General features: G+C 42.6%; 10 protein-coding genes. 2 read left to right on the forward strand and 8 right to left on the reverse strand.

Annotation, left to right across the window (positions count from 1 at the left end; genetic code table 11):
* Positions 1-373: 373 nt before the first annotated feature.
* Complete coding sequence (locus ACT8YW_RS17885; RefSeq protein ID WP_444106545.1) at positions 374-1,240, forward strand: hypothetical protein; 867 nt, start codon at positions 374-376, stop codon at positions 1,238-1,240.
* 128 nt (positions 1,241-1,368) lie between these two features.
* Positions 1,369-1,581, forward strand: a complete 213-nt coding sequence (locus ACT8YW_RS17890) for a hypothetical protein (RefSeq protein ID WP_117934125.1) — start codon at positions 1,369-1,371, stop codon at positions 1,579-1,581.
* A gap of 69 nt (positions 1,582-1,650) precedes the next feature.
* Here ACT8YW_RS17890 and ACT8YW_RS17895 read toward each other — a convergent pair whose 3' ends face one another.
* The 8 genes from ACT8YW_RS17895 to ACT8YW_RS17930 all read right to left on the reverse strand — a co-directional run.
* Positions 1,651-2,220: a PepSY-associated TM helix domain-containing protein gene (locus tag ACT8YW_RS17895; RefSeq protein ID WP_008999822.1), complete on the reverse strand. Its 570-nt coding sequence runs from the start codon at positions 2,218-2,220 to the stop codon at positions 1,651-1,653.
* Between the two features lie 21 nt (positions 2,221-2,241).
* Positions 2,242-4,449, reverse strand: a complete 2,208-nt coding sequence (locus ACT8YW_RS17900; RefSeq protein WP_444106548.1) for a S46 family peptidase — start codon at positions 4,447-4,449, stop codon at positions 2,242-2,244.
* Positions 4,446-6,635 (reverse strand): zinc-dependent metalloprotease, encoded by a 2,190-nt coding sequence (locus ACT8YW_RS17905; RefSeq protein ID WP_444106550.1) that lies wholly within the window; start codon positions 6,633-6,635, stop codon positions 4,446-4,448. The genes ACT8YW_RS17900 and ACT8YW_RS17905 overlap by 4 nt, the downstream gene beginning before the upstream one ends.
* 44 nt (positions 6,636-6,679) lie before the next feature.
* Entirely contained in the window at positions 6,680-8,245 is a 1,566-nt protein-coding gene (locus ACT8YW_RS17910; RefSeq protein ID WP_444106552.1) for a DUF6850 family outer membrane beta-barrel protein, read from the reverse strand.
* Positions 8,246-8,338: 93 nt separating this feature from the next.
* Positions 8,339-9,526, reverse strand: a complete 1,188-nt coding sequence (locus ACT8YW_RS17915; RefSeq protein ID WP_004327000.1) for a DUF4876 domain-containing protein — start codon at positions 9,524-9,526, stop codon at positions 8,339-8,341.
* Between the two features lie 8 nt (positions 9,527-9,534).
* Positions 9,535-12,513 carry a TonB-dependent receptor gene (locus tag ACT8YW_RS17920; protein ID WP_444106554.1) on the reverse strand — a complete coding sequence of 993 codons (2,979 nt, stop codon included), beginning with the start codon at positions 12,511-12,513 and terminating at the stop codon, positions 9,535-9,537.
* Positions 12,514-12,536: 23 nt separating this feature from the next.
* Positions 12,537-13,607 (reverse strand): FecR family protein, encoded by a 1,071-nt coding sequence (locus ACT8YW_RS17925; RefSeq protein ID WP_195649540.1) that lies wholly within the window; start codon positions 13,605-13,607, stop codon positions 12,537-12,539.
* Between the two features lie 79 nt (positions 13,608-13,686).
* Positions 13,687-14,336, reverse strand: a 650-nt coding sequence (locus ACT8YW_RS17930; RefSeq protein ID WP_444106556.1) for a sigma-70 family RNA polymerase sigma factor, incomplete at its 5' end; no start/stop codon positions are given.

Consider the following 14,336-nt stretch of genomic DNA (forward strand, 5'->3'; position numbering starts at 1 on the left):
ATACTCCACTACAGAGTATAGAAAAAGGGACAGCCATACAATGAGTGCTTACATTGTAACTAAAAAGCTTGTCATTTATTATCTTTCTTTTCAGAAAAAAGAAGTATATTTGCAATCAAGGACCGGACCTTTGACAGCCGGACTTGTATTTATAGGACATTTAATTTATTAGTAGGAAAGTCGCATTTTCGAATAGATGATAAATCAAATGTCCGTGCCAAGCTTATATCCCTATCGATATATAAGTTCTGGTGCGGGCATACTGTATTTTTCATCTATGGGTATGCGACTACCTCTACTAGGAAATACATGTATCGTTCGCACCTTTTTTTATATCTGGTTGCGACGCATACATCTAAAAATAAAACGAGGTATGACAACAAAACAATGGATTGGTATTGAAGAAGCGGCAACCAAGTATCAGGTATCTACCAGACGTATTATTACTTGGTGTAAAAGGCAAGAGATTATTTATTCAGAAGTCGGTGATTATCTGATGCTTGATGAAAACAGTCTGACGGATTGTCTTGAACGAAATATCCGGTTCAGTCTTTCCGAAGAAGAACACAAACGCCGGATGGATGAGAAGATGAAGGAAAATGAAGAGGAATTTTTTCTACTTCAATCACTGAAAGAGTTGACCCCATTGATCCGGTTAATAATAAAGGAGCTTGCCGGAATGATAAGGAATGATGAAAGACGGCAACTATTTCTTTATACCGTTTTACAAGGAAATATTAAGGATTTTAGTGTCCGGAAACGCATGAAATATCGTCAAGCGCAGAAGGCATTTGAGGGACTTGTACAGGAAATAAAATCTCAAGCGGGATTTCTTAGGACTTATAAGGAAGAAAATATCCGCCTTAGAGCAACAGTACGGGCGTATGAAATGAAATCCCGCCAAAATGGCTTTGATAATGATATGCTCATGAGGGAAGCAGAAGAAACGAATCCGGAAATTTTTATTCCTGAAGATATAAAAGCGATAAAGGCTTTGCTTGATACTCCTATCACAGAATTGAAATTCGATATTCGGTCGCAGCGGATCATTTCTGAAGCTGATATAAAAACACTTCGGGAACTGCTACAAATCACTTCTCAATATGGGTTTAGGAAGTTGCGTGATATGTTACGGAATTTCGGGCTGGTTTCACAAAAGAAAGTGGAAAAACGCTTGAAAGAGCTGAATGTACTGGACGTTGCTGGTAACTGCAATTTATATAGGTATCTGGATGAATGACACAGATTGGGTTGGAGTGTTTCTTTGATAGTATAATAACATGACTGATTTCTTCAAAAATCATTAAAATAGAAAACTTTTCTTCGTTTGTATTGTCTTATAGCCATAAACTTTTAAAACGAGAACTTATGGATGATATGATTAACAGGCATGATTCGATAGCCGAAGAAAATATCGAACCGAATGGTCGTCCGGCTAAGAACCAGTTTGAGGAATGGAGTGGCGAGGTTGCCGACCGTGCCGATGACGCATTTAAGAATGACAAGAAAGACGGTCCCATTAAAGACCGTGAGAAACGTATAAAAGAAATGGACGAAGTGATTAAAAAGGACCTTGAATAAAGGTCCTTTTTTGTTTTCTGTGATACGGAAAGATAGTACAGAAAGATACGGATGAATAAAAATAAGAAATTATGCTATCATCCAGTAAATCAATATAGGTATTAAAATTCCTATTATCGTTAGAATTCCGCCGATACCCCACAATCCCTTTTTCCCGGGAACGATCAGTAACCCGGTGATGAGCAAAATAAACATGAGTAAGAGGAATGCATCTGAGGTTATTGTCCATAAAGAACCCGGATTGCGATGTAGCTTATTCAATGCGGTTAGGAAAGCGGGACGATGCATTTCTTTGATAAATGCCTGCTGGCTGGTTGCATCCAACTTGATTACCAATTGCTCTTTGCCAAAGATGGTCAGTTTGTTTTTACTGAGGCTGAAACGGTTATACAGGTCGGGATTGCATGAGAGATCGGAGATAATCTTTCGTGCATCGGCTTCTGTAAAATCGTCTTTATTGGCAGGGAGCTGGAATATATAGTCCACCGTACGTTCCTTTTTCTGATTCATGAATGTAAATTCTTTCCGGTGGTTGAGCAGGAAGCCGGAAAGGAGATAGACAAACAGGATGCCTGCACAAATGAAAGATACATAACGGTGCGTTAAACGTAAGTATTTGAGCGTTTTGGGAGATAACATTTTTATATAGAATTTACTAAGTTAGTGAATGTCCAATTCGTCTAATATGTATTGGGAACGTGAATATTGCTCCAAAGTCCATAACACATAGCGGATATCTACTGCGATGTTACGGCTTTTTTCATTGCCTGCAGTTTCGTAGTCGGAACTAAGTCCCTGCCAGATACGGTCGAAGTTGATACCCACTACTTCTCCTTTGGCATTCAATACCGGACTGCCCGAACTACCAGAAGTGGTATGTGCATCTGTCAGGAAACAACAGGTGGGTGTCACTTTCTGGCTAAAGTAGTTACTGGGTTGGCGGTGTTCGATGAGTTTGACGAAACGTGCCGGCAGATTGAAGTCCTTGTTTCCGGCATAAAGGCGATGACGGCTGAGCATTCCGTCAACAGTTGTAAATGGAGTATAGATGACTCCTTCGCTGGGAACGGCTGCCTTTACTTTTCCCGTAGAATAACGCAGGGTACGGTTGGCGTCAAATGCAATTTGTGTCCCCTTGTTCTTTTCAGCGTATGCTTGCAGATACAAAGAGTAGAGTTTCATGTTTTTATTCTGATACGCTTGTTTCAAACGGTTTATTTTTTCTACATACACCAGATAGAAACCGAGTGACAACTGATACAGCCCATCTTGTGACAGTGCAGCTGTTCCTTGTGTCGGTACACTGTCCAGAAGTGCGAGCATACTTTCCTGATTACGCAAGGGGGAATGATCGTACAGGCTGTCTATATAGGCAGAAAGATGTTGAGGGTAATGCTTTTCTACCTTTTTCAATGCTGTGGAGTAGAAAATAGAATCTACGTGATCCAGATAATAAGCCAACATCTTTTTCATGATATATTTGTCGTCTTCAGGTCTGAAATCACGATAGAATGCTACGGTAAGCGGTTTCAGTTTGCGGATTTCTCCTCTCATGGCAGTCTTTACATTCTTGCTTTTTCTTTGTTCCATTTGCACCAGTTTTTCAAATTTTCCGGCAAAAGGAATGACGTTGGCACCATAAAGTGCGACTTCGCGAAACATCTGGTCTGTGAAGTTCAGTTGGGTAAGACGTTCGTAGTTTGCTTTCATATCATCGAGCAATGTTGCCCCGTAGCGTTGCGTACGGGTGTCATCAGACAGAATCCATCCTGTCATCGCCTGTTCCTCCTGCTGTTTCCGGGCAATGATGCCGGATTCTTTCACACCACTGATCTCACCAATTGATTTTAGATAGACATTAGCAGCACTTCCGGCCTTAATGTTATAGTAGGAATAAAGCGAGTCGGCAGCCGTTTCTTTACGTTGTGTGTAGAAGTCGAGCTTGATTTTGGCAATATCTGCTTCTGCTTGCGTGTCTTTGAATACAATTTTCTCAAGGGCGAACGAAGGGACATATTGTCTTGTTTGTGCAGGATAGCCGGCAACCATTACAAAATCATCGGGTTTCACTCCTTTGGTAGAGATAGACAAATGAGCGTCGGGTTGATAGGGGCGGTTCTGCTTGTTGTAGGCTGCCGGTTGATTTTTATCGTTGGCATAAACGCGCAAGATGGCGAAATCGGCAGAGTAACGGGGCCATTGCCAGTTGTCTGTGTCGCCTCCGAATTTCCCTATTGAAATGGGGGGAGCGGCTACGATACGCACATCCTTGAAGCAGCGGAAGACAGCCAGGATGTATTGTCTGCCACCAAATAAGGAGTAGATTTTTCCTTCTACACCACGACCTTTGGCTTGGGATTTGACAATTTTATTCCCGTTCTCGTTGATCTTTTGGGTAAGTGCCTGATCGGTAAGATTTCCGGTATCTTGTGTTATTTCCGTCGTTACGTCTTTGATAGTGATTAATTGATTGACCTGTAAATTCGGGAGATAAGTCTCTTCGCTGCGTTGGGTAGCCCAGCAGCCATGCTTCACGTAATCGTGGTTTGCATCGGAGATATGTTCGAGATAACGTGCGACACAGTGGAAGTTGGTCAATACCAGTCCTTCACTGGAGATGAAAGAGGCACTGGCAGAGGGAGAAAATGTACTGTTGTCATAACTTAATGAAAGGATAGCATTCGACAGACACGACTGGTTGATGTCGTAAATGTCTTTTTCACTAAGGCGCAATCCCTGTTTTTTCATTGCCTGATGTACTTTTCCTTGTATTTGAGTAGGCAGCCAGAAACCTCCATCGGCATGCACGGGCTGTATGCACAACAGGCAGAGGAGGTAGAAGGCGGAAATAATGGTAGTTAGCTTCATTGTATTTTGTTTTTTAAATAATTATTCCAGGTAGAAGGGGTAGTTGTTAACTGTTCGCGGATGCGGGTAAGATGCTCGCTGACCGTCGGGGAGAAGAGTACGCTGAAAGAGGAGGTACGTGCTTCTGTTAGCAATGATTGCAAGGTCTGGAGATAGCTTTCCTGCAAATGTCGCGTGAATATGTCCGGTGTCTTGTCCGTAAAAAGATGTTTGGCAGAGACTTCCAGATAATGGGCGTAGGTAAATCCTGCTGGTGTTTCGTTCGAAGAGATCCGTTCGGCAATGATTCTGCCAAACATCTTTTCAATAATTGTCTTTTGTGCTTTTATGATGGCTTCGGTTGGGTTGCCGGCATATTTGCATACGGCATCCGTCCGTAGGAAGTTGTATCCGCCAAGCAGTTCTTTCCAAAGAAATTCGACAGCTTTTCCGGATACTTCATCGGAGAAACCAATAAAAGGGATCACACGTTCCAGATGGTCGAAATAGGCTTGTTGCAAATCGGTATAGGTGGCGGGCATCTCCTCAAACGGATTATCTGTCAGACGTTTTTTGTTCCATTCCGGCAATTGCGTCAATATTTGTTGAAGGTTGCGGATTCCGTATGTTGCCGATGCGACGGGGTCATTACCGAGATCGGAAGTTTGAACGGTAGGGTCAGTGGGGATGGTGCTCGGTGTCATGTGTCCGCAATGATACATGGGGTCGTTTTGTTTTTCATCTATCCACCCGGCTACAGTTCGGGTATTCTCGTGGGAGAGATAAGCGTATCCGATACGGATGGCGTATCGGTCGTACACTCCCAACAGGGGAGGTAATACGTAACGGACGCCGTCTCCCGGTTGGGCGACATAATTGAACCGGGCATAATCCATGATGGACGGGGTGGTGCCGTAACGTTCTGTAAACTCCGGACGACGCAGGTCTTCTGTATTATAGGCATACGAGGCTTTGAAATTATGTTCCAGTCCGAGGCAGTGACCTATTTCATGGGCGGCGGCGTAACGGATTAATTGTGCCGTTATGTCATCCGGTAGTGTTTTCGTGCGTGCTGCAGGATGGTAGGCTGATGTTTGCAGGAAATACCATTTGCGTAGCAGGGCTATGACATTACTGTGAAACAACACGTCTGCTTGCAGAATTTCTCCTGAACGCGGGTCTACCCAGTGTTTCCCCATTGCGTTCGGGAAATCGCTGACTACATATCGGAAACAGTTGAAACGTATATCGTTCGGATCGAACTCCGGTCCGGCTTCGGCGTATGTCTTTGCTTGCATAACTTCTTTAAAGCCAATTTCTTCGAATGCTTTGTTCCAATCCAGTATTCCTTTGCGTATGGCTTTTTTCCAAAGGGGAGGGAAGGCATCGTCTATATAAAAAACGATGGGTTGTTGAGGCTTCACTTGTTTGCCTTGCAAATAACTGCGTACATCTTTAGGAGAGGGGACAATCCGGAAGCGGGTGATGTAATTTTCCGCTGCGATTGAGGGAGTATCGAAGTTGAATTTCCGTTTAGGGATATTGTCATATCCTACCCGGGCATCGTGTATACGTGGTTGCATAGGTTGCTCAGGCAGTAGTAACAGCGATTTCCGTATGGTAGTGAGGAAAGGTTGGGTGGTTCCTTCAAAACCATACTGTACGCTGACTTCCAGGTTCTTTTCGTGGACGTCTACCTGAAGTATTTTATTGAGTTGGGGCAGGGAGCGTCCTGGTGACGTTTTCCCTCCAAAGGGGTCTACACCTTCTATGGGCTCACTAAGAAATTTGCTCCAGTTTACAACAATCGAGCTGTCTGTCTCCTGTTCTATTTTCCAGGATTCCGCTATGGGAGTGATAGCATTGCGCGCATAGGCTGGATACGAGAGATGAGTTGTATCCTCGCATAAGTTCTTGGAGTCGGGACGTAACAGATATAACTGTTCTTTGTCATATTCCAAACGTATCCATACCGGATCATAAAGTCGCTGGCCTGCATAAAGTTTAACTTTATTATTGGGAGAACTGACGGTCATCACACGGGCTGCTAACAGAAAATCCCGGTTTATCAACCGTTTGGGTATTTCTACAAAACATCCTTTGGTGTTTTGCCGGATGTGAAACATGGGGGCAGAGTTACCCCAAAGGAGGGTGGGAAAGAGCAGCAGGAGTAGCAACCGAAGTTTGTTATTGGCAATTCTCATCATGATTGGTGTAAATTATCTGGTTGGTTTTTGTGAGGTGAGGAAGGTTAATGGTACAATCCGAGACTTATTCCGAACATTTTGGAATCGGTTTTCTTGTCGGTCTTCAGATATGCTCCCGTGGCTTTGACGAACCACACGTTGGTGTGTTTCTTTATAGTTACAGGCATTTGATATTGTATTTGCAGTTTTCCGTGTGCATACGATGCTCCATAATAGGTCATATCGGGTAAAAGTACACTTTGGGCGTATTCAGTGGACGGATCGTTGAGTGACAGGTCCGATGATAGCGAAATGTGATATCCGGCTTCTGCTTCTATCCATAATGAACGGTTGTTTTTGCGTAGGAATGAATATCCTCCTTCCATGCAGATAGTTGCCTGGCGGACGGTAAGCGATGAAGATGGAAGATTGTATTGATCTTCTACCGATTGGAAATAGGCGCGTGCGCCTGCGTAGGCTGTGGCTTCTCCGGTGCGATGATTACTCCACAACAGGCGGTAGTGCAGATTGGCATTGAGTAAATCGACGGTGTAACGTTCGTCGTACGTGAGAAGTGTGTTCCAGTAAGAAGATTCGATACCTGTTACCGGATCTTTTTCTATTATTTTTTCCTGACGGTATTCGTCGGCTTTTCCGGTCTGATAGTTAATGGAAATGTCGATGATGTGTTCTGTGCGTCCGGATTTGATCCGGTTCATAGAAAGCAGGTTGTAGGTGGTGGTGTGATATTTTCCCGGTGAATATTTGATGTCTCCCCATACGTCTTCGTTGGCTTTGGCGTATGAAAGGGTGGTAAGTGTTTGAATCCGTTCGTTTTTATATTGATAGGATAATTCACCGCCAAATTCATGGTTGACGAATTCACGTTCAAAACCGGAGTAACCACCAGTGGTACCATCAGCATTTTCCATTCCGGTGAAGGTGTAGTATTTGAGGTTCGGATCGGTTTGTACGGTGGTGATGTTGGGGATTTTTTCTTTTCTGCGATGGTAATAACCGCTAAGACCCAGCGAGTGTTTGTTCCACGTGTAGGTGATGGCAGGAGTCAGTTGATAGTCTGCCAGATTGGTGCGTGAACGGGGGTCTTTCAGTCGGGAAAGATCTCCTACTTTATAATCCAGCCGTGCGCCGAAAGTGAAGTTTTTGATAGGCAGGGTGGCTAACGCTGCCGAGAGGTCGAAGTTCTGGAAGTCGTACTTTCCTTTGATGGAGCTTCCTGAAAAGTAAGGATTGGAGTGGTGGCTACGCAATACGTCGCTCCATGAACGGTTGAATTGCCGTCCCATGTCAAAGGTAAAACGCCCGTATCCGTAGAGATATTTTCCAATTTTTTGGTATCGTTCCGAAGTGAACAATAATTTGTTTTGCTCATCACCGTCCTGAACCCGATAGTGTGTGCCTTGTTGATGAGAGAATTCGAAATAACTGATTCCCCGGTTGGTCAGCGTATCCAAAGAGAGCCCGGCAGGATTCAGGGTACGTCTCCATAACTGGGTAGCATCGGCGTACTCGTATTTTTCTTTTGTCTGTAATTCGATATCTTGGGCATGTATGCACAGTGCAGTTACCATCAGACCGGTAAAGAGTATATATCGATGGTTCATCATCATTTCTGAATTGGTTTAATTATTTCGTGAAGTCGTTGAAGAGAGACTGTACCGGAAGGTTATATGTTCTTGGGGCACAGTCTCTTTTGTTTTCTATTATTTGTATTCCCTCGGTTTGATTTCAGCTGATACGGCAAAATCATTACTGCTGTTATTGGTATCAGCAAGAATGGTGCGCCCGTTTTCTGTCTTGGCTGTTTTGCGGTAGACTACTTCTCCGGTATATCCGGTGGTAGCCTCCGTGTATTGATAGCCTGCATCAATGTAGTTGTAAAGACGTTTGGAATTTTTATCTACTCCCGTACTTTTGTTTTTCAAACATTCTACACCATCCATTATGTATTTTACAGGGGTTTTGACAAACTTGCTTCCTTTATCTTTACCGTCAACGTATACAGTTTCCCATGAGGTTACATCTTCATCCGTACTGAATAATACAACAGAACAGGGACCACCTTGTACCAGATTCATATTACTGATTGTGGGAAATGTTGTATATATCAGTTCTACAGCCGGGGTTGCAGGATTGTTGGTTGTTTTCCCTTGCGTATCTTTAGCTTCAAAGTCGGCTTTGGATAAATCTACTTCATTATTTCCTGTATGGTCGATGGCACTATTGGCAACGATTATCGAGGCTCCCGGTGCAACTTCTGTGACTCCATTAGATGGGAAACGGTAAATCTGCTTTAGGTAAATATATTCCGGTGTGGAGCCAAGCGTATATGCAGGAGTACTTTCCGACTCTACCAGTCCGAAATAAAGTCCGGCTATATCAACGGTTTGGTCCGAGTTATTAAAGAACTCAATGTACTTTCCTGCCAGATAATTTTTATTATTGTTGTCTTTGGTTCCTGCATAGTAAACTTTGCTGATAACAATTGATTGTTTGGCAGAAATACTTGTTTGAAGTTCGATGGTTGTTGACGAGCCGACAGTATATTTCAATAGACTGCCGGAAATCACATAATTTTCATTTTGCGGATCGTTGCCTGTCATTTCTTCATATTCTTCTGCAGTGATTTCGCAGGAAGTAGAGATGTCATACAAATCGGGAATCACTCCTTCGAAAGTGGCTATACCTTTTTCGTTTGTAATGGCAGTGTATTTACCCATTGTAACAGTGTGCCCTGTATATAGAATGTCGGACTTGAATCCTTCGGGCATGGATACTTTCACTTGTACGGTCAATGCTTGTGTGGCATTGTCGTCAGAGGAACATGCAGCCATGATAACTGTGACAGCCGCAAACATCATTTTTGTAATAAAAGAAATTGTTCTATTCATATTGTGATTTATAAATTAAAGAATAATTCGACACCAAAACTGAAATTACCTGTATTACGCTGTACTAGCGTGTTGGAGGTAGAGTTTTTGAGAAAAGGTTCGTAAAAGAGTATGTTGTTGGCATAGAATGAAATGCCGCCTATATTGCCCAGCTCCTTGGTGAGGCGTCCCGCCATTAACCATGTAATAGGGGCTTTGCTTGGCACATTGTCTTTAGGATTCTTGCGTTGGCTTTTCAATGATACTCCTTTTATTTTGTAGTTCTCATCTGCCAGCATATCTGCTGTTATTTCATGATAAGAGAGGTCTGTGTCTATCCATCCGATAGGGTCCATCGGAGGATTGTTGCTCTTGGAATAATTGTACCAGATGGCTTGTGTTGAGAACGAAGCTACCATACGCAGTGCCGGGATATTGGTCACAATCCGCAGAGTATTTGTAAAACGGCGGTAAGTGCTATAGTTTAGCCCGGATGGATATACAATTTTGAATGGAATGGTATTGGTTACCTGATATTCAGTAGGTAGATCGGTAGGATTGCTACTATTTATGTCTGTAGAGTAAGTCTTGGACTCCATGTATGCTCCTGACAGATAGAATGAAGTGTGCAGTGCCGGAATCTCGCCGAAGTCAAAGTCCATTTCTATCCCTTTATTGATAGAGACGTTCGTGTTTCCTATTTTACCGGTTGTACTGAGTACAAGGTCCGTGCGTTCTGGATTATTCCAATCTATTTTAGTGGCTTGTCCGGGAGTAATAATCAGTCCTTTTTCCGCAGAATAATAGTTGGCTGTATACGTAAAATATTCTGTGGCCGATCCGAATCCGTTAGCGGTTTTATCATGATAACCGATGAGGCTTAATTTATGCTTGTCCGATAACTTTATGTCGAACCCTGCCTCCCATTTGCGATTGGTCGCATTCTTCAATCCTTTAGTTCGTTGCACGTTGTACACTTGGGTGTGGTACATCAATATTTGTCCGACTTTGTCGTCTTGAGGCATATAATTGGCAGCTACACGGTCAATGTACTTTTTGTCGGGATAGAGATAATCCAAACCGGGAGTTTTTGAGTTGAGTCCGAATCCTCCACGGATATTCAGCCATTTGTTGACGGAGAACGAAGCATTTACACGGGGAGAGAAAGAAAAGGTTGCTTCATCCGCCCACGGCTGTAAAGTGGTGAAACGTCCGCCTAACTGTATTTTCAGAAATCTGTTTTCTGATATATCCCAACGGAAGTTATCTTCTATGTAAGCGGCCATCTGATGGATGCTCGGAATATCGGAGAAAGGACGGGGACGTCCGTTACTGTTGGGTTGCAATGGGTAACGGTCGTCATCATTATAATATCCGCGGGCATTATTCCAGTCGTAGTGGTATTCCACTCCCATTTTGAAGTTCTGATATGTTTTCTTTGATTTTACGAAGAACGTGTTGCTGACTTTGGCATATACATTTCCGGGACGGCTAAGGGAACCTCCGCTTGCCTGATATGAGCTTTGCTCGAAAGGCACATTATAATACCCTGTTTCTGTGGCAGTAAGTATCGGTAGCAACCCGGACGAATTGGCAACAATGGCGCTTTTTTCCATCTCTGTTTGAGTATAGCTGACACCTAATGTATAATTAACAGTACGTGAGAATGGTTTATTAATTGATAGTTTGCCATTATGGCTTAGTGAGAACAGCTGGTTGCGATTCTTTTGAAAAGTGCCGTCGTCGATGGCATCCGGGTCTTTTCCATTCCAGTCTTTGCCCATCATGTAACGTACCTTTGTGTCTGTATGCCAGATACGTGAAAAATCTTTGCTGTATCCCAAGCTAAAGGTGTAACGGTCGAATGACTTTGTTTTCTGGCGTGGATCTCCCCATGCTTGTGCATAGTCGAGATTGAAATTCAGGATACCGGCATCTTTGTTTAAACGCAATCCTTTACCGAGCGAGTAATTCATTGTTCCGGGATTTATCTTTCCCTTGATCTGCCAGGGAGTTTGTCCGATTTTGGAATGAACAACTACAAGTCCGGAGGTTAAATCACCGTATTCGGCAGAAGGAATACCACGGATTATTTCTACGGATTCAATATCGTCCGCACTAATTTGGCGTAAGTCTGTTCCGACAAATGCGGTACTTGAAAATCCTCCTTGCGATAGTGTACCATTGTTGGACATGGGAATTCCGTCCATTATGATACTCGAACCGAAGGCATTGGTGTTATTGTTAACAAGAGTACGGAGCTGCACATTGGAACGGGATGTCAGATCTGTATTTTTCATTAAGTGTCCCGGTATGAGTTGCATCACATCATCAAGGCTCATAGCCTGTAAATGGTCTATCGCTTGTCTGCCTATAATGGAGCTGGTAGATTCTCCGGCCGCATTTTGTTTTGCTACGACTACTACCTCTTTCAAAGCTAGCGAAGTGGGAGACATGCGGATCGTCAGATCCAGGTTTTGTTCAACGTTGATTTCCCGTTGCACAGTCTCGAAGCCTACATACGAAATATTTAATATGTATTTTCCTGTGGGGACGTTTTTTAGTACTGCCTTTCCCTCCATGTCGGTTGCGGCATAAGCTCCTAGCGGATTGAGAACGCAGGTTGCCATTGGTAGCGGCTGTTTGTTTCCCCTTTCCAACAACAGGATATGGATGTCATGAGTGGTGGTTTGCTTTTGAGCAGGATAGAGTAGAATTACGGATTCATTGATTTCGTACGTCAGTCCTATTTGCTTGCAAAGGTTGTTGAGTAAAGTGCTCAATGATGTCCCTTGCGGATAATTGAGTGTTACAGTCTGTTGGCTATTAATATTCTTCTCTTCATAGACAAAATGTACATTGGCAGCTTGCCGAATCTGGGTCAGTGCGGTACGTACCGGGATATTCCGTACTGATATGACCACATTTTGGTTTTGTGCCGATACATTGGCGGCAAACAGGATAATGGCTACTGTTTGCATCATCCGGATTAAAAGATATTTTTTCATATTTGAACAACGCTTTTTCCTGTTTAATATTGGGGACGGTTCTCTGTTATCTCAATAACATTTCCCTTCTGTCTGAAGTGTACATTAGAAACTTTGGATAATATATCTACTGCTTTTTGTAATGGTTGGTCGCGGAAGATGACTCCTGCAAACTTTCGTTCACGCAATTGCGGGTCGGTAAAGGTTATGTTGACGTTATACCAGCGCGAAAGTTGTTGCACAATAGTTTCCAGTGACGTATCGGTATATTCGTATATACCGTTTGCCCAGGAAGTATATTCCTGTACCTGAACTGTTTGTGTATTAATTGTTTTTGATTGTATGACAGCTTGTTCACCGGGTGAAAGAGATTTTTGTTCTGTCCCTTTCTTTTCCTCGCAGTATACTTTTACGGCTCCTTCTTCCAGGGTTACGGTAGTTTGATTCTTCTCGTAAGTATTGACATTAAACCGTGTTCCTACTACTTCTACTATACCGTACGGGGTATGTACAATGAAAGGATGGAGCGTATCTTTGGCAACTTCAAAGAGAGCTTCTCCTGTGAGGTAGACTTCTCTTTTATTACCGGTAAAAGAAACGGGATAAGTAAGGCGGCTTTCGGCATTGGCGTGTACACGTGTACCGTCTGAAAGCACGAGTTTATATTCTCCTCCTCTGGGTACATTTAAAATATGCTTTCCTGCATTCTTTTGTATACTCGTTTGAGTGTCGTATCTTAATTCTTTTTCTGTATTTTGAGCAACTTGCATGCCGTTTGCATTAAATATGGATTTATCTTGCGACAGCAGGTCGTAAGATTCTCCGTTATTTACAAACAGGGTTGCTTTCTGTTCCCCTCTGTGTGCGAATAGAGATTGGTCATATTCTGTGAGTGTGTAAAAACTGAAAGCTGCTATTAACAGGCAGGCAGCGGCAGTGCTGCTCCAATAGGTGTACATTCGTATCCGTTTACGGTGGCGGATGCGTTGCTGGATTGATTCCCATGCTTGTGCTTCATCGCATTGTGCCGCAAATTCATTTACCCGTTTCAACCGGTACCAGTTGAGCAAAGTAATCAGATTTTTCTCCGTTTTATTATGATCTTCTTGATTCATCTTTTCTCTCGTTTTATTATATGATCCGGAATTGTGTAAAATGGGTGTCAAAAACGAGAGACTTTTTTTCTTGGAAGATTTATGATAGGTTTATCAAGAATAAAGATACTAGAAGTAATTTCTCGTTTTTACGCAGTTTCTTCATCGCTCTGGCAAGATAAGTCTTTAATGTATTGACGCTGATATGCAGTTCACTGGCTACTGCTTTATAGCTTTTGTTTTCAATAACGACACCATAGAGTGCTTTCTTTTCTTGTTCGGGCAATGCTGCTAAAGCTTTTTCCAACTCCTTTTCTTTTTGTTCACGTTCATTCTCTTCAAGGCTTTCACATATATATAGGTATTCTTCTTCGTTGAGAAGAATATCGCTGGAGTCTATCTTTTCTCGTTTTTCAATGAATTTCAGTGATGCATTGCGAATACAGAGATAGGCATATCCTTTCAGATTGTCAGTAATGGTTTTATAGAGCTTCTTTTCCCAGAATGAAATAAAAAAACTTTGAACGATATCTTCGGATTCGGAAAAGTCATCTGTAATCTGTACTGCATACATACATAAACGGATATAGTAACGCTGAAAGAAAAGGTTGAAGGCCCTCTCTTTATCCGTGCTGAATAGACTTACTAATTCTTTATCCGTTAAATGATTCATTTTTATAATAGAATTACGCAATGCATCATAATATAAAAATCTTAATATATAATACTTCTTGATTATGTTTTTAGTAT

The sequence above is a fragment of the Bacteroides sp. genome (genome assembly GCF_052357945.1).
Lineage (GTDB): Bacteria > Bacteroidota > Bacteroidia > Bacteroidales > Bacteroidaceae > Bacteroides.

Bases quoted from the DNA above. Each gene is read 5' to 3' on its own strand.
- ACT8YW_RS17885 (WP_444106545.1), top strand. From the start codon at position 374: ATGACAACAAAACAATGGATTGGTATTGAAGAAGCGGCAACCAAGTAT.
- ACT8YW_RS17905 (WP_444106550.1), bottom strand. From the start codon at position 6,635: ATGATGAGAATTGCCAATAACAAACTTCGGTTGCTACTCCTGCTGCTC.
- ACT8YW_RS17910 (WP_444106552.1), bottom strand. From the start codon at position 8,245: ATGATGATGAACCATCGATATATACTCTTTACCGGTCTGATGGTAACT.
- ACT8YW_RS17915 (WP_004327000.1), bottom strand. From the start codon at position 9,526: ATGAATAGAACAATTTCTTTTATTACAAAAATGATGTTTGCGGCTGTC.
- ACT8YW_RS17890 (WP_117934125.1), top strand. From the start codon at position 1,369: ATGGATGATATGATTAACAGGCATGATTCGATAGCCGAAGAAAATATC.
- ACT8YW_RS17895 (WP_008999822.1), bottom strand. From the start codon at position 2,220: ATGTTATCTCCCAAAACGCTCAAATACTTACGTTTAACGCACCGTTAT.
- ACT8YW_RS17920 (WP_444106554.1), bottom strand. From the start codon at position 12,513: ATGAAAAAATATCTTTTAATCCGGATGATGCAAACAGTAGCCATTATC.
- ACT8YW_RS17900 (WP_444106548.1), bottom strand. From the start codon at position 4,449: ATGAAGCTAACTACCATTATTTCCGCCTTCTACCTCCTCTGCCTGTTG.
- ACT8YW_RS17925 (WP_195649540.1), bottom strand. From the start codon at position 13,607: ATGAATCAAGAAGATCATAATAAAACGGAGAAAAATCTGATTACTTTG.